The 14,854-nt window shown below is 62.4% G+C and carries 13 protein-coding genes, 1 tRNA gene and 2 pseudogenes; 6 read left to right on the top strand and 10 right to left on the bottom strand.

The genetic code is table 11. From position 1 onward, the window contains the following. Positions 1-158 precede the first annotated feature (158 nt). Positions 159-257: pseudogene (locus EA462_RS17525) on the top strand (Gfo/Idh/MocA family oxidoreductase); the annotation flags it as partial. Positions 258-354: 97 nt separating this feature from the next. On the opposite strand, the gene EA462_RS03765 reads toward EA462_RS17525, so the two are convergent. The 5 genes from EA462_RS03765 to EA462_RS03745 form a co-directional block, all read right to left on the bottom strand. Beyond that, positions 355-684: a HalOD1 output domain-containing protein gene (locus tag EA462_RS03765; protein WP_124177245.1), complete on the bottom strand. Its 330-nt coding sequence runs from the start codon at positions 682-684 to the stop codon at positions 355-357. A 134-nt stretch (positions 685-818) separates the two neighbouring features. Beyond that, on the bottom strand, positions 819-1,469 hold the full coding sequence (locus EA462_RS03760; protein WP_124177244.1) for a helix-turn-helix domain-containing protein: 651 nt from the start codon (positions 1,467-1,469) through the stop codon (positions 819-821). A gap of 39 nt (positions 1,470-1,508) precedes the next feature. Continuing rightward, the gene (locus tag EA462_RS03755; protein ID WP_124177243.1) at positions 1,509-2,732 is read right to left on the bottom strand and encodes an ABC transporter permease; all 1,224 of its coding nucleotides are present in this window, start codon (positions 2,730-2,732) and stop codon (positions 1,509-1,511) included. Further along, complete coding sequence (locus tag EA462_RS03750) at positions 2,729-3,499, bottom strand: ABC transporter ATP-binding protein (protein WP_124177242.1); 771 nt, start codon at positions 3,497-3,499, stop codon at positions 2,729-2,731. Before EA462_RS03750 ends, EA462_RS03755 begins: the two co-directional genes overlap by 4 nt. 82 nt (positions 3,500-3,581) lie before the next feature. Continuing rightward, the gene (locus EA462_RS03745; protein ID WP_124177241.1) at positions 3,582-5,147 is read right to left on the bottom strand and encodes an amidohydrolase; all 1,566 of its coding nucleotides are present in this window, start codon (positions 5,145-5,147) and stop codon (positions 3,582-3,584) included. A 179-nt stretch (positions 5,148-5,326) separates the two neighbouring features. Between EA462_RS03745 and EA462_RS03740 the strand changes: the two genes are divergently transcribed. Together EA462_RS03740 and hmgA are read left to right on the top strand one after the other, a co-directional pair. Continuing rightward, positions 5,327-5,758, top strand: a complete 432-nt coding sequence (locus EA462_RS03740; protein WP_124177240.1) for a hypothetical protein — start codon at positions 5,327-5,329, stop codon at positions 5,756-5,758. Between the two features lie 145 nt (positions 5,759-5,903). Then, entirely contained in the window at positions 5,904-7,130 is a 1,227-nt protein-coding gene (gene hmgA / locus EA462_RS03735; RefSeq protein ID WP_124177239.1) for a hydroxymethylglutaryl-CoA reductase (NADPH), read from the top strand. Positions 7,131-7,249: 119 nt separating this feature from the next. Here hmgA and EA462_RS03730 read toward each other — a convergent pair whose 3' ends face one another. Together EA462_RS03730 and EA462_RS03725 are read right to left on the bottom strand one after the other, a co-directional pair. Next, on the bottom strand, positions 7,250-7,606 hold the full coding sequence (locus EA462_RS03730) for a hypothetical protein (protein WP_124177238.1): 357 nt from the start codon (positions 7,604-7,606) through the stop codon (positions 7,250-7,252). An 87-nt stretch (positions 7,607-7,693) separates the two neighbouring features. Next, positions 7,694-8,218: a DUF5817 domain-containing protein gene (locus tag EA462_RS03725; RefSeq protein ID WP_124177237.1), complete on the bottom strand. Its 525-nt coding sequence runs from the start codon at positions 8,216-8,218 to the stop codon at positions 7,694-7,696. 147 nt (positions 8,219-8,365) lie between these two features. On the opposite strand from EA462_RS03725, the gene EA462_RS03720 reads away from it, so the two are divergent. Continuing rightward, positions 8,366-9,736 carry an NRAMP family divalent metal transporter gene (locus EA462_RS03720; protein WP_124177236.1) on the top strand — a complete coding sequence of 457 codons (1,371 nt, stop codon included), beginning with the start codon at positions 8,366-8,368 and terminating at the stop codon, positions 9,734-9,736. A gap of 38 nt (positions 9,737-9,774) precedes the next feature. Here the strand turns inward: EA462_RS03720 and EA462_RS03715 are convergent, their stop codons facing one another. Further along, positions 9,775-10,083, bottom strand: a complete 309-nt coding sequence (locus EA462_RS03715; RefSeq protein WP_124177235.1) for a hypothetical protein — start codon at positions 10,081-10,083, stop codon at positions 9,775-9,777. Positions 10,084-10,309: 226 nt separating this feature from the next. Between EA462_RS03715 and EA462_RS03710 the strand changes: the two genes are divergently transcribed. Further along, positions 10,310-10,660, top strand: a complete 351-nt coding sequence (locus tag EA462_RS03710) for a hypothetical protein (RefSeq protein ID WP_124177234.1) — start codon at positions 10,310-10,312, stop codon at positions 10,658-10,660. On the opposite strand, the pseudogene EA462_RS17520 reads toward EA462_RS03710, so the two are convergent. Beyond that, a pseudogene (locus tag EA462_RS17520) lies at positions 10,610-10,864 on the bottom strand (IS630 family transposase); the annotation flags it as partial. The gene EA462_RS03710 and the pseudogene EA462_RS17520 overlap by 51 nt on opposite strands. 235 nt (positions 10,865-11,099) lie before the next feature. On the opposite strand from EA462_RS17520, the gene EA462_RS03705 reads away from it, so the two are divergent. Then, a tRNA-Leu gene (locus EA462_RS03705) sits at positions 11,100-11,183 on the top strand. Positions 11,184-11,332: 149 nt separating this feature from the next. On the opposite strand, the gene EA462_RS03700 is transcribed toward EA462_RS03705, so the two are convergent. Continuing rightward, positions 11,333-14,404 carry an FAD-binding and (Fe-S)-binding domain-containing protein gene (locus EA462_RS03700; RefSeq protein ID WP_124177233.1) on the bottom strand — a complete coding sequence of 1,024 codons (3,072 nt, stop codon included), beginning with the start codon at positions 14,402-14,404 and terminating at the stop codon, positions 11,333-11,335. Between the last annotated feature and the right edge of the window lie 450 nt (positions 14,405-14,854).

The raw sequence follows: 14,854 nt of genomic DNA, 5'->3' as shown, positions 1-14,854 counted from the left end.
CGCGCCGATCGAGTATTTCGTACGGACTATCGGGAGGGGGAGGAGGATAAACAGTTGTCATTGCTCGATCGAACCGAAGTGGTCGGTCACCGTGACAGTTGGACAGTCGTGCAATTGTCCCTTTTCGTTGCGGGTCCTACAACGCCCACGACTCCCGAGAAGGTATTTACGTCGCGACACCTAACGCGTTTCACAAAAACTGTGCGATCGCGGCCGCCGAACGTGGAAAGCACGTCATCTGCGAGAAGCCACCCGAGTGGCGTCCCGTTCGACGACGTCGACGAACACGTCACGTTCCAACTCGAGTTCCCGACAGGGACGACCGCGTCGTGCACGGCTCGACTCTCGTCCGTGTCACCGATCGTGTTCGCGAGCCGTTTCGGAATCAGTCGGGTTGTCGTGAATAAGTACCTGGCCGTCACCGATAACGGTCACGTCCCAGTTATCGACGCTGAACTCGACGACGAAATCGTCGCTCGATTCGGCTGAAACCGAATGAGTGAGGAGTTGTTCCAGTGCTTCCAGATCGATCGTTTCGTACAGCGGGGTCAGTTCGAGCGGTGACTCGTCCTCGACGGTGGAGATCGCTTCGATAATCGTACTCGAGAGCTGGTTCGAAGAGAGCGGATCGAAATGGGCCCGGTGAACGGGGCGATGGTCGTGTTGGGTCAAGAGGCTCCCCATGTATTCGTGTACACTCGTCGGCGGGTTGAGTCGATGGATGGCATATTTCGGGTTTTATATCCGGTTCCGAGTTCTGTCGTACTAAATTCGATTAGGATGTTTGTAGTTAGATCTTATCTAGTGTTCTTAAATAGCTATTGTATGGTATTCTCGATCAACGTTTCCATCCCCCGCCGAAGACGACCGCTGACTGCCGAGGAGGAAACGCCGAGCGTCTCCGCGAGATCCGCCATCGACGTTCCGCGCGGATCGTCGAAGTAGCCCTCCTCGTACGCCACGAGCAACGTCTCTCGCTGGATCGGCGTCAGACCGAACTCACCGGCTCGTTCGCCCTTCTCGGCGTGATAGAGCCGATCGACGCTAAACGAGATCTCCCGTCGTTCACAGTAGGCACGGAACTCCTGTAACGCCTCGAGTTCGGGGATTTCGAGCGTCGGTATCCATCCACCGCTTCCCGCTTCGGTACGGAGGACGCGAATCCCCAGTTCCGCCGCTCGAGGCAGGACGAGTCGGTCGAGAGAGGACACTCGCACTCGGTAAATCCGACACTCGTCGTCGTCGATGAGGGCGGTCGGTTCCGATACCGTTCGATCGCTCTCGATCGCGCGATCGAACCGATCGAGATGATTGCCACAGACCTCGAAAAAGAGAAAGTACGATTCCGGGCTCGCGATCGCCTGGTACTCGAGTTCGATGGTCATCTCCGGAACGGCTTCTATCGTCGGCGTCAACACGAGTTCAGGGTGGACGAGCGTGAGTTCAGCGATGACCCTCGAGTCGCTCATACTCGTTCTTCGAGGCCGATCGCAATGAAACGTGGTCGCTCATTCGTGACGCAGTGCCTCGATCGGATCGACGCGAGCGGCCCGCCAGGCGGGATAGAGTCCCGAGACGACGCCGACTCCGACACCCATGGCGATCGCGATCCCGATCCAGTCGATCGGATACGCCATCGGCCACTCGAGGAAATTCACGCCGAGATAGCCGATGGCGAGACCGAGTCCCACCCCGACGAGTGCGCCGATCATCCCCAGAATAACGGATTCGACGAGAAAGAGCTGCATGACGTCTCGTTTCGTCGCACCGACGGCTTTCATGATCCCGATCTCGCGCGTTCGTTCGGTGACGCTGACGATCATGATGTTGGCGATGCCGATCGAGCCCACGACGAGTGCGATTCCGGCAACGGCACCGATGAACACCGTGAGCTGATCGACGAGGTCCATGAACTGATCGATCGCGTCCTCGACGGTCTGTACCTGAATTTCGTCGTCCGATTGCTTGAGTTCGGCCGCGTGGGAGTCCGATTCGAGGTAGTCGATCACCGAGTTCTGGGCATCGTCGACGTCGTCGATGCTCTCGGCGCGCATCTCGAGCGAGGGATAGGCACGCTCCTCGTCGCCGTCCGGCGTTTCGACGGTCGTCGTGTAGTACGGATCGACGGGGAGGAACAGCTGGGGCGGCATCTGATCCCCGAGTTCGGCTTCGACGACGCCCGAGACGGTGACGGTCGTAGACTCCCCGTCCTCGAAGGTCAGCGTGAGTTCGTCATCGGTCGAGAGGTTCTCCTCGAACAGCTGGCTCGTTTGCTCGTTGATGACGACCTCGTCGTCGCCGCTGAAGGTTTCTCCGTCGACGAGCGAGCCGTGTTCGAATCGATCTGCAGTCGTCGCGTGGGCGTCGATAACGCCCGTCACCTGCTCGTCGTCAGCCGAGGTCTGTACCAGATCGAGCGATCCGTCGGGCGCGACGAACTCGATGCCGTCGACCTCCTCGAGTTCCTCGATATCAGTCTCGGTGTAGATCGGCGTATCGACCGGCATGATACCGAAGCCATCTTCGGGTTCGGTTTGCGTGTGGACGGTCATCACCGGCTCCTGATCGGCCTCGATGTCTCCAACGATGCTCTGGGAGAATCCCGATCCGAGCACCATGAACGTGATCACCGCGGCGACGCCGATTATCACGCCGAGCGTCGTCAGCGTCGATCGAAGTTTGTGCGAGCGGATCGACCGCCAACTGATCCGGAGGCTCTCTCGGAGATTCATCGTCGGTCTACGTTCCCCCTGATCGTCGACTCCTCGCCGGCGGTTACTGTCACGTCTCGAGACGTCCCGAGGTGTTCCAGTTCCTCGATTCGCCCGTCCACCAGGTGGACCACGTGATCGGCGTACTCTGCGATCGCTCGCTCGTGAGTCACAAGCACGATGGTCGTTCCCTGCCGGTTGAGTTCGACAAAGCGATCCATGACCTCCGCACCCGTCTCCGAATCGAGGTTTCCCGTCGGTTCGTCGGCCAAGACGAGCGTCGGATCGTTCGCGAGTGCCCGAGCGATGGCGACCCGCTGGCGCTGTCCGCCCGAGAGTTCGCTCGGCCGATGATCGAGCCTGTCACCGAGGCCGACGCGGTCGAGAAGCGTTCGCGCCCGCTCTTTTCGATTTTCGTCGATCGCATCGTGAAAAACGATCGGCAGCGTCACGTTCTCGGCTGCGGTGAGTCGCGCCATCAGGTTGAACGTCTGAAAGACGAAACCGATCTCGGTTCCGCGAAGCCGGGCCCGATCTGCCGACGAGAGCTGACTGACCGAACGACCGCCGACCTCGAGCCTCCCCTCGTCTGGTGTATCGAGACAGCCGATCAGGTTCATTAACGTACTCTTTCCCGATCCGCTCGGCCCCATGACGGCGGTAAACGATCCCTTACCCAGTGAAAGCGAGACGCCGTCGACCGCGTGGACCGGCTCCGCGAGACGGTACGTTCGACGAACGGCGTCGGCGGCGACCGCCGCCGAGCCTGATTCCGGTTCCGTGGCCATCGTGTGCGGCCACTACACCGATCTTCCCCATAATGGTTGAGAATTGAACAAATCGGTGTATGTCACGCCCAATGATCCGTCACTACGCGGTGGCACCGTCGAAAACGATCTCGCCGTCGACGACCGTCATCGCCACGTCGATCCCGTCGATGCGATCGGGACGGTCCCACGGCGACTCCTCGAGTACGACGAGATCCGCCCGCTTTCCGACCTCGAGCGTTCCGAGGCGGTTATCGTCGAATCCGGCGTACGCCCCGCCGATAGTATAGGCCCGAAGCGCTTCGGTCACGGAGAGTCGCTGGGCGTGGGTCGGTGCGGTGACGGCGTGGTGGACTCCAAACAGCGGATCGAGAGGCATGCAATCGGAGCCGAACGCGAGCGATACGCCGGTCTCTGCCAGCCGTCGGAACCGGTTCGTTCGTCGCCTGCGCGAGGTGCCGAGACGCTGGTCGTACAGGCCGCCGTCGTCCGCCCACCGGTGGAAGTTCGGCTGCATCGAGGCGACGATGCCGGCGTCGGCCATCCGCTCTAGCTGGTCGTCCGTCGCGAGTTCGGCGTGCTCGATTCGGTGGCGCGAGCAAGCGGGATTCGCCGTCGCTTCGAGCGCCGACAGCGCCGCCTCGACCGCCTCGTCGCCAATGGCGTGGACGGCGACCTGAAACCCGCCGTCGTCGGCCTTCTCGACGATATCTCGGAGGTCGTTCGGGGTGACGACCCACTCGCCGTCCGAATCGGACTCACTCTCGTCAGCCGGCTCGTATGGCTCTGACAGCTTTGCGGTCCGGGCACCGATACTGCCGTCGGTGTAGGTCTTGATCGCACCCGTCTCGACGCGTTCGCCGCCGGTGTTCGTTACTAGTCCGACCTCGATCGCGCTGTCGGCGTGATCCGTCCAGTAGTTGACCCGCACGCGAGCTGGAAGCTCGTCGGCCGCCTCGAGTTCGCGGTAGATCCGCGGCGACCGCGAGTGCCGAACCATGTCGTGGACCGTAGTCACTCCCTTCCGAGCCGCGTACTCGAGTCCCGCCGTCACGAGTTCGCGAGTTTCGTCGTAGCCGGGCGCGATCCGTGAGCGGACGAGTTCGGCGGCGTCTTCGACGACCACCCCGGTTGGCTCGCCCGTCACGTCCGATCGACGGAGGTCGTCTTCGGAAATATCGTCGGCCAGGCGCTCGAGGGCGACCGAGTTCAGCGACGCGGCGTGCATGTCGATCCGGAGCGCAACGACGGGACGGTCGGTGCTCACCCGGTCGAGGTGGGTCCGCGTGAGATAGCCACGATCGGTTTCCTCCCAGTCGCTCTCGTCGTAACCAAAGCCCTGAATCCACTCGTCGTCGGTTTCACTGGCTCGCTCTGAAAGTCGGTCGAGACACTCCTCGGAGCCGGTCGCATCGCTGAGGTCCGCGTGAACGAGAAACCGACCGGCGTTCTCGATATGGGTGTGTGCGTCGATAAATCCCGGCAGAACGACTCGTCCCGCACAGTCGATCACTTCGGTTTCGACGCCCTCGAGAAACCGGATCTCGTCGTCTCGGTCCAGTCGAACGATCTCCCCGTCACGAACGGCGACGGCCTCGTGTTCCTCGTCCGGTTCCGTGAGCGTGTGGACCGCCGCGTTCGTGAATACCCGGTCGGCTGCCTCGGTCATGTCGGAGAACCCACTGGCGAGTGCAAAAACGGTTGTGGGAGAAACGGCGGCGTCCGGCGCGTGGTCTGCATCGACGGCCGGTTCGTGGATGCTGATGCCGGTACAGATCGTCTCTTTCCGGCATCCGAAATCGCTTACCGACTGGAAACGGTTAGGTATCTCGACACGTACCGATTCACATGGTCTCTCGTGAAAACCTCGTCATCGTCAGCTCGTTCGTTCTCCTCGTTCTCGCTCTCGCGGGAATCGGGATCGTCGACGGCGCGACGACCGTCGCGCTGGGCGAGTATCCGCTCGTAATGTACCTCCTGTTTGCCGGACTGACGATCGTCGGACCACAGCTTTACCTCGCCGCAACCGACGACGACGTCCCACCGCGGACCAGAGTCCGGTTCGCCACAATCGTGTGGGGACTGTTCGCGCTCGTGATGGCGGACGTCTCGAGAGCCGAGGCCGTACTCGGGTCCGGGATACTCGGGGCGGACCTCGAGACGCTCCAGCACCTCGCGATCCTCGCGATCGGCGGCGGTGCGTTCGTCGCGCTCGTCTGTCACGAGTTCGTCGCCGGCTACCGCTCGCAGGAAACCGACGAGTCACAATCAGCCAGGTGAACCGCCTCGGGTCAAGCCCCGGGGAATTCTCCTAGACTGCTTGTAAACGCCCGCGACACCGCGGAAAGCGATCCCGGACAGCCTTGCCAACCGATCAGAGCGGAAATCAGCAATCCTTAGGACGGACCGCCGTCTCCACTGATCCATGACAGATCCGGACGCCCTCGCAGACCGGGTACAGGACGGCGAGCTTCGCCTTCACGAACTCGAGGACCACGCCGACTACGACACCGCAGCGACGGCCCGCCGGCTGCTCGTCGAGCGCGAGACGGAAACCGAACTCGAGACGATTTCCGACTACACCTTCCCCGCCGAGCGAGCGGAGCCGAACGTCGAGAACATGATCGGTGCGGCACAAGTTCCGCTGGGCGTCGTCGGGCCGGTGGCCGTCTCCGGCGGCGCGGCCGACGGGGAACACTATCTTCCACTCGCGACCACCGAAGGCGCACTGCTCGCATCCGTCAACCGCGGGCTCTCGGTGATCCGGGTCGCGGGCGGTGCTGACGCTCGAGTGACGAAAACCGGGATGACGCGCGCGCCGGTGTTCCGGGTCGCGGGCGTCGTCGAGGCGTCGGAGACGGTCGAGTGGGTCGAAAAGAACGTCGATCGGCTTCGCGAGGCGGCCGAGTCGACGACGAGCCACGGCGAATTGCTCGGCGTCGAACCGTACGTCGTCGGTGACTCGGTCTACCTTCGCTTCGCCTACGACACGAAAGACGCGATGGGAATGAACATGGCCACGATCGCAACGGGCGAGGCCTGTTCGATCGTCGAACGCGAGACACCGGCCTCGCTCGTCGCGCTCTCGGGGAACCTCTGTTCGGACAAAAAGCCCGCCGCCGTCAACGCCGTCGAGGGACGGGGTCGGTCCGTGACGGCGGACGTCGTGATCCCCGGTCCGCTCCTCGAGGAGCGATTGCACACGACCGCCGACGCGATCGTCGAGGCGAACACCCGAAAGAACCTGATCGGTAGCGCGAAAGCGGGGAGCCTGGGATTCAACGCCCACGCCGCGAACGTCGTCGGCGCTGCGTTCCTCGCGACCGGACAGGACGAAGCCCAGGTCGTCGAAGGCGCGAACGCGATCACCACCATGGATGCACGCGACCGCGAGGACGGCGCGAGCGACCTCTACGCCTCCGTCTCGCTCGCCTCCCTCGAGGTCGGCACGGTCGGGGGTGGAACGGCGCTCCCGACCCAGAGCGAGGCACTCGAAATTCTCGGCCTGCGGGGCGGCGGGGATCCGGCGGGATCGAACGCCGACGCACTGGCCGAGATCATCGCCGTCGGCGCGCTCGCGGGCGAACTCTCCTTGCTCGCGGCGCTGGCCTCGCGCCACCTCGCGAGCGCACACGAGGATCTCGGTCGCTGACGTCCTCCGGAACTGTCGGGGACGACGGTCGTCCTTCCGTCGTGTTCGACGCCTTCGTGCGCCGTCGTCTCACGCAACATCCAGTCTTCTCGGACTACCAACTCTCCTCGGACACCAGGTTACCCCTGGACCGCTCGCCGGTCGCGTCGAGCACGCATAGTCGCGACCGCAACGTACGAGCCGCCGGCGACGAGCAGGAGGATACCGACCAGCACCTCGGGGCCGCTCGAGGCGGCCGCGACGAAGACGAGGCCGGCACCCGCAGCGGCGTGTGCGACCGCGAAATCTCGACGGCCGTAGGCCCCGTGAAGCACCGCGACGACGAGAAACGTGCCGGCGAACGCGCCCACTGCGAGATCGGTGGCGGCGACGCCCAGAATCGTCTCCCTGAGGAACGTTCCGTATCCGTAGAGGACGAACGCGAGCACCGTTCCGACGCCGATCACGAGTTCCTGGACGTCAACCTGCTCCGTCATCGCCTCACAGTTCCGGTGCTCGGCCCAAAGCCCTGGCGTTTCCAGCAGGGGAGGATCGACGGCGGTGCTACAGGACCGACGGCGATGCTACAGGTTCCGGTACCGTCCTCGATTTTCGCTGACTGCGCCCCGGCGGACGAGCTTTTCGAGCGTGTCTCGGACGTACGCCGCGGATACACCGCGCTCGTCGGCGTAGTCGATCACCTCCGCTTCGGTGGGTCGGTCGAGTTCCTCGAGTGCGCACTCGACGATATCGGCCTTGCTCCCGGCTCGACTCGGCCCTCGTGGATCTCGATCGCCGGCCGCCTCGAGTTCGTCCGCGTCGAGGCCCGAGCGCTCTATATACTCGGTCTCGTCGACCACGCCGTCCGAGACGTCGTTCTCGAGGTCCGCAAAGGAGTCGACGGCGGCGAACGCGTCTCCCTGTCCCTGCCGATTTGCGAGCATCGAAGCGCGGACCTCGCGGGCGTGATCGGCGTCGTCGGTCTCGACGAACTTCTTGCGCTTCTCGAAGGCTTTCCGGGACCCACAGCGGGGGCACTGGGTCGTCTCGGAGCGCCCCTCGATGATCCAGAGGTTCGAGCACTCGCTACAGCCGACGACGGCGTACATGGTGAAAAATCCCTCCGCAGGATAGTTGAACGCATCGGTTCTGGCGATGACTGTCGACCGTGGTGCGGATAGCTCGAGTGTCGCTGACCCCCTGTGAACACTGGGAAATACTACAGAGTTATACCGGTCTGGCTGAAAGCTCAGCCGATGACAACCGAAACGACGACGGATGGAGTGACGGTCGGACGGGTGGGAACGTTTCTGAGACGACTCGGACCGACGTGGCTCGCCGGCGCGATCGCCGCGGGTCCGGCGACGATGGTCAGTTTGCTGGTTGCGGGGGCGAGCTTCGGCTATACGCTGTTGTGGGTCGTCGTGCTGTCGGCAGTTCTCGGGACGATCGGGCAGTACCTCGCGATGCGACTCGGATTGCTCACCGAAGCTGGGATCGTCACCGTGGTCGAAGAGCACCTCGGCTCGTTCTGGGCGTGGGTACTCGTCGTCGACGTCGTCCTGGCGGCAGGGTTGGCCCAGCTCGTGATCATGAAGACGCTCGCGGAGATCAGCGCGACGATCGTCGGCGGCTCGGTCCTCGGATTCGCAGCGCTCGGTGATCCTCGGCTCTGGGGAATCACCTGGGCGATCGTGCTCGCGCTCGGACTGGCCGGAGGGGGCTACCGGCTGGCGGAGATCGGTGCCAAGGTGCTCGTTTCGCTGGTCGTCGTCGCGTTCGTCGTCTCCGCGTTCGTCGTTCCGATCGATCCGGGCGCGGCCGCAAGCGGACTCGTTCCGTCGATGCCGGCCGGCGTCGGTGGCGCAGTCGTCGCGGCGGGAGTTCTCGGCGGCGCGGTCCACATCACGCTGTTGACGATGCAGAGCTACACGATGCGCGCCCGCGGCTGGAGTCGTGACGACGGCGACATCGCGACGTTCGACGTGGTGAGCTCGATGCTCGTCGCCTTCGGCGTCTTCAGCCTCGCCGTCTTCCTCGTCGCCGCGAGCGTCCTCCCCGAAGCCGGCATCGATCCGGCGACGATCGACGAGATTCAGGCGGCGGCCGCGCTCGGACCCGTTGCCGGCGAGTACGCCGTGTGGCTGTTCCTGCTCGGTCTACTCGGTGCAGCGGTCTCGACGCTCGGTGGAAACACGATCGTTCCGCCGTACCTGATCGCGGACAAACTCGGCTGGGATCGCTCCATCGAAGACGGACGTTACCGGGCGGCGATCGTCACCGTCGCGCTCGCCTCCGCGCTCGGTGCCTTCCTCGAGGGAGCGTTCTTCCAACTTCTCGTCCTCGTCCTGGCGTTCGGTCTCGTCGGAACGCCGTTCGCGCTCGCCGTTATTCTCGTCCTGTTGAACGACCGCGAGGTCGTCCCCGAAACGAACTCCCACCTGGCCAACGTCGGCGGTATCGCCCTGTTCGTCGTCGCCACCGTTCTCGCCGGCGAGTTCGTTCTCGATGAACTCGAAACCGTGACCGAACCCGTGTCCGCGTTCGTCGTCGCATTCGCCGCCGCGATGGCGCTCGCAATCGTCGGCCTCGGTGTGACGTTCCTCCGAAAACGGATTCGTACGTAAGCCCGTTTTCCCTCCTCAGCGACGCGACCGGTTACGCTTCACCCGAAGAACGCACCGCCCATCCGACCGGGTCCCGGCGGACTCGAGTCGTCCTCCTCGTCCTCCGATTTCCGTTGGGCTTGCTCTTCGAGAAACGCGGCGAGTTCTGCGGCGTAAATCGCCACCACGGTTCGTGTTTCGTCGTCCTGAATCGCAAACGCCTGAACGACGTACTGGGGAACGTCGATAGACGTCTCGAGTGATTCGGCGTAGGTGGCGATATTCCGGAGTTCCGCGGCCGAATGGTCTGCAAACCGTTCTACGATGAACGCCGGAACGTCGTCGTGAGGAGTGGGCTTCTGAGACATGCTCGTTCGCTCGAAACCAATACGCAAAAAGTTAATTTATAATTTTTGGTAATTTCCATGCGGTTCTGGAACGGCGACTATCGACGAAACGATAGTTACTGGAGCGATCGACGGCGAGAGCGGTGTTACCGTTCGTGATAGTACCGTCGGTACCCACGTCGACACGGACAGAGCGCCGGTCCTTCTCGAGGACGCGACGATCGACGGAGATATCGACGGTGAAGAGATGGATCTCACAGACAGCGACATCGGCGGGGACGTTACCGGACACTACGAGCCGGTATCGATCGAACCGACGGCTGTCGACGGAAGCGTTCGGACGACCGACGACGTCCAGATGGTCGACGGGACTGTCGTCGAGGGTGATCTCGAGACGGACAGCGGAACGCTCAGTCTTGACGACGCCACGATTGTCGGTCACGCGTTCGCGAGGACGACTCCCACCTCGAGTGTAACGGCGACGCGGAGATCAACGGCGTCGACTGTCGAAGCCATAGTAGACTTTAGAAGTATCTGCTCATTTTATATTCTCTATGGTCGCGTTAAACAGACGCGTCCAATCGCGTTGGCCGGATAACCTGACCGCCGACCGCACAGAAACCACGCGGCACGCGGCTCGACTTGGACGGAGTTCTCGGCTTGATCGGACAGACTACTGTGGTGTCCATTCCCAGCCGTTTTTGAGTTCGTAGTGGGCCGGCTCTTGCTCCTCAGCGTCAACATCGGCGGCCGTACGGCGCGGTTTTTGATAGTTCAATCTCGCTTCCTTGAGCGACCGCTGTGTCGGCTTTCCCCTTCCACGTTGTCGAGGCATCTCGCAGTTCTTCGACAGCGGTTTCGTCGAGGCGATCCACTAACTATCACGAGAGTATACGAGCAAAAAGTTTTAATAGTATCTGCCTGTGTAGCGATCATCGCTTGCCGACCTGATCGAACCGCCCGATCGCTGTCGTATCGACTCGAGCCACACCGAAACGCACATCCACCCCCGCCGACAACGGACGACTGCCTTCTATGCGAGGGTAGCCAAGCAGGCCAACGGCGGTGGGCTTAAGACCCGCTCCCGTAGGGGTCCTTGGGTTCAAATCCCAACCCTCGCATACCGACTCGAAGACCGTGAGAGTCGTGTATGAGAGATTCGGGCGTTGAATCAGATCGAGATTCTGCGAGCGATGCGAGCTGGCTCTCGGGCATGGTCCACATCCCAACTCCCGCATACCTCCAGTAAGCGGGTGAAGACCGCGTCCGCTCACTCGAGTACGTCGTCGACGAGTTCGATCGGCGTCGGTGGCGTGCCGTCGCTTCCGCGATGGCCCTCGAGCTGGGTTCGACAGGAGGCACCGGGTGCGACGACCACCTCGCCGGTGCTGTCGTCGATTTGCTCGTAGAGGATCGACGCGATCGCATCGCTCATCGAGGCGTGCTCGCTCTCGTAGCCGAAACTTCCGGCCATCCCACAGCAGCCCGAATCGAGCGGATCGACGTCGTACCCGATCCGTCGAAGCACAGCGACGGCGTGGTGGTCCGTTCTGGTTGCCTTCTGGTGACAGTGGCCGTGGTACGTCAGCGATCCGTCGGTCGTCTCGTCGACGGTCAGTTCGGCGTCGAGCCCGAACGTGTCGATGTACTCACACACCCCGTAACTCGTCTCCGCGACCAGTTCGGTGGCGTCGTCGTCGAGGAGGTCACGGTAATCGGACTGGAGCATGACCGCATCGGAGGGCTCGATGACGACGACGTCCCACCCCTCGGCAACGAGCGGTGCGAGGGTTTCGACGTTCTCGATTGCCGTCGTCCGCGCGTCCTCGAGAAATCCTTTCGAGAACGCCGGTCGGCCGGTATCATCGAGTTCGTCGGGAACGGTAACGTGAACGCCCGCGGCCTCGAGGACGCGAACGGTGGCCATTCCGGCCCCGGGATTGCTGTAGTTCGTGTACGGATCGGGGTAGACGACCGCCTTGCGGTCGGCGTCGGTTACGCGAACGCGGGAACCGCCGCGTTCTTCGAACCTGTCGCGGAACGTCGTGGCCCGAAACGTTGGAAGCGAACGGTTCGGTTCGATCCCGACGGTCGCATCGAGCAGTTTCCGGGCACCCGGAACCTTGGGTGCGACGTTCGAGAAGGGGGCGAGCTTCGAACCCCACCGCGAGAGAACTGCGACGTTAGCAAAGAGGCGATCGCGGAGCGTGGCTCCGTTTCGTTCGTGATACTCGTGGGTCACCTCGGCTTTGAGCTTCGCCATGTCGACCTCGCTCGGACAGTCGATCGCACAGCCTTTACAGCCGATACAGAGCCCCATCACTTCTTCGACGAACTCGTCAGTGAACGCCTCTCCGGGCTCGAGATCGCCGGCCATCGCCTGCCTGAGCGCGTTCGCGCGGCCACGAGTGGCCGTGATCTCTTCGTTGCTGGCCCGATAGGTCGGACACATCACGCCCCCAGTCGTGGACTGTTCACCGCGACAGCCACCACAGCCGTGACAGAGTTCTACCATCCCCTGAAAGCCGTTATCGATCTCCCACTCCAGGTTCGGCTCGAAGCCGGCGTCGAAGGCGTATTCGGGGTCAAAGCGCAAGTGCTCGCGCAAGTCGGTCGGATCGTCCTCGCGAAAAACGACCTGTCCGGGATTGAGAATCCACTCCGGATCGAACGCCGTTTTGAGATCCCGAAAGGTCTCCCAGAGTTCGTCGCCGTAGCGTTTGTGGTTCCATTGAGTCCGAGCCCGCCCATCACCGTGTTCACCCGAGACGGAACCACCGAGTTCGACGACGAGGTCCGTTACGTCGTCCGCGATGCCATAGAGCTGTTCCATCCCCAGCTCCGACTTCGTATTGACGAGCGGTCGAACGTGAAGGACGCCGGGACCGGCGTGGGCGTAGAAGCTGGCGTACGTGTCGTGCACTTCGAGAATTGCCTCGAAGCGCTCGACGAACTCGGGGAGGCGAGCCGGCGGAACGGCGGTGTCCTCGATGAACGAAACGTGCTTTGCGTCGGTCGTACGCGAGAGGAGAATCGGCAGGCCGGATTTGCGGAGCTTCCACAGTTTCGCACGCTCTGCGTCGTCGTACGCCTCGATCGCCTCGAGTGCGAGCGTCTCCGCATCGGTTCGCGGGGGGTTCCGTGGCGGCTGGCCTGTAGACGCTGCGTCGGGACAGCGATCGGTGACCAGCCCGGCGACCTGTTCGCGGCCATGCCCGTCGCTGTCGGCGTAAAACTCCACCAGTAACACCGCGTTCGTTTCCGCGGGGAGGATCTCCGTGACCGGGCCGAACTCGGCGGTGTCGCGGGCGAGGTCGAGTAACACGTCGTCGAGGACTTCGAGCGCCGCGGGATCGTGTTCGAGGATCGGTCCGACGTCAGCCATCGCGTCGTGGAGATCGGAGTAACAGAGCAACGAGACGGCTTTCGTCTCCGGAACGGTCTCGAGTGCGATCGTCGCTTCGGTGACGATCGCGAGCGTACCCTCGCTGCCGGCGAGCAACCGCGCGAGGTTGACGGTCCCCGACTCGCCGGTCTCCTCCCCGCCCGGCAAGGTGTTCCCGCGGGCCTCCGCGACCAGTCGGTCGAGGTTGTATCCGGAGACGTTTCGTTTGAGATCGGGATAGGTGTCCTCGATCCGATCGGCGTCGGCGTCGAGAATGCGGCCGACTTCCGCATAGATTCGCTGCTCGAGATCTCCGTCGGGATCCCCCCGTTCTTCGATTTCCGCGAGCGAGACCTCACCGAACTCGGTGACGGTGCCGTCAGCCAGGACGGCCTCGCATGCCTGGATGTAGGCGTCGGTTTTGCCGTACTCGAGTGAGTGTGCACCGGTCGAGTTGTTGCCGATCGCGCCGCCGATGGAACTCTTGTCTCCCCAGGCGGGATCGGGAGCGAATTTGAGACCGTCGGGAGCGAGCGTTTCGTCGAGCGTTCCGAGAATCACGCCGGGCTGGACGGTCGCGATCCGACCGTCGACGTCGACGTCGAGAACCTCCGTCATGTGACGCGTGAAATCCAGCACGACCGCCCGGTTGACCGCCTGTCCGGCCAAACTGGTCCCACCACCTCTGGGGAGGACCGGGATCTCCCGGTCGGCACAGTACTCGAGGATACCCGCGACGTCGTCGGTTGATTCGGGGAACGCGACCGCGACGGGCGTCATCTCGTAGGCGCTCGCGTCCGTCGCGTACAGCTCTCGAGAGTACGAATCGGCCCGGACCTCGCAGTCGACGACTCGCTCTAGATCCGCTTCGAGTGCGGGTCGATCCACGTCGTCGCTCCGGTACTCGTAGTTCGCGCGCCGATCGGCCGCGGGATCGGCGCTCGGCTCGAGGGACATATCACTCTATTGCTGTTCCAGGGGATAAAGCGTCGGTCTTTGGTCTCAGCGTTTGCACACCGTGTCCCGTTTCGAGTTCTAATCGTTTTCTATATTTTACTGATATAAACATATACTCACATATATTGTATTATTGATAGTATTATCGGCCGTATAGCGGATGGAATAGTACTCGATAATAATCTTGCAATCTATTACTATTTATCTAAATAGTGGATAAATATCTATAGTAAGTCCTTTTATAGACTATTTTGGATGTTTCTTACTCGAGGTTATTTTTCTGAATGCATTGAATACAGACTATATTTGGATCTTGACTGAGATATTATATGATCCGATTGCTGTCCAGACCGACCAGTCGCTGCATTAGGTCGGTGGAGTCCGGTCCGGTGAGATGGCTCATACCGTTTCTGGTGGTACCCGACGACAGAATCTGAAGCGGTGGGGACG

The organism is Natrarchaeobius halalkaliphilus, from assembly GCF_003841485.1.
GTDB classification, from domain to species: Archaea; Halobacteriota; Halobacteria; order Halobacteriales; family Natrialbaceae; genus Natrarchaeobius; species Natrarchaeobius halalkaliphilus.
This window is presented reverse-complemented; position numbering and strand designations above follow the sequence as displayed.

What these genes read in the sequence shown, in the direction of transcription:
- EA462_RS03765 (WP_124177245.1), bottom strand. Translation starts at nt 684, where the DNA reads ATGGGGAGCCTCTTGACCCAACACGACCATCGCCCCGTTCACCGGGCC.
- EA462_RS03760 (WP_124177244.1), bottom strand. Translation starts at nt 1,469, where the DNA reads ATGAGCGACTCGAGGGTCATCGCTGAACTCACGCTCGTCCACCCTGAA.
- EA462_RS03755 (WP_124177243.1), bottom strand. Translation starts at nt 2,732, where the DNA reads ATGAATCTCCGAGAGAGCCTCCGGATCAGTTGGCGGTCGATCCGCTCG.
- EA462_RS03750 (WP_124177242.1), bottom strand. Translation starts at nt 3,499, where the DNA reads ATGGCCACGGAACCGGAATCAGGCTCGGCGGCGGTCGCCGCCGACGCC.
- EA462_RS03745 (WP_124177241.1), bottom strand. Translation starts at nt 5,147, where the DNA reads ATGACCGAGGCAGCCGACCGGGTATTCACGAACGCGGCGGTCCACACG.
- EA462_RS03740 (WP_124177240.1), top strand. Translation starts at nt 5,327, where the DNA reads ATGGTCTCTCGTGAAAACCTCGTCATCGTCAGCTCGTTCGTTCTCCTC.
- hmgA (WP_124177239.1), top strand. Translation starts at nt 5,904, where the DNA reads ATGACAGATCCGGACGCCCTCGCAGACCGGGTACAGGACGGCGAGCTT.
- EA462_RS03730 (WP_124177238.1), bottom strand. Translation starts at nt 7,606, where the DNA reads ATGACGGAGCAGGTTGACGTCCAGGAACTCGTGATCGGCGTCGGAACG.
- EA462_RS03725 (WP_124177237.1), bottom strand. Translation starts at nt 8,218, where the DNA reads ATGTACGCCGTCGTCGGCTGTAGCGAGTGCTCGAACCTCTGGATCATC.
- EA462_RS03720 (WP_124177236.1), top strand. Translation starts at nt 8,366, where the DNA reads ATGACAACCGAAACGACGACGGATGGAGTGACGGTCGGACGGGTGGGA.
- EA462_RS03715 (WP_124177235.1), bottom strand. Translation starts at nt 10,083, where the DNA reads ATGTCTCAGAAGCCCACTCCTCACGACGACGTTCCGGCGTTCATCGTA.
- EA462_RS03710 (WP_124177234.1), top strand. Translation starts at nt 10,310, where the DNA reads ATGGATCTCACAGACAGCGACATCGGCGGGGACGTTACCGGACACTAC.
- EA462_RS03700 (WP_124177233.1), bottom strand. Translation starts at nt 14,404, where the DNA reads ATGTCCCTCGAGCCGAGCGCCGATCCCGCGGCCGATCGGCGCGCGAAC.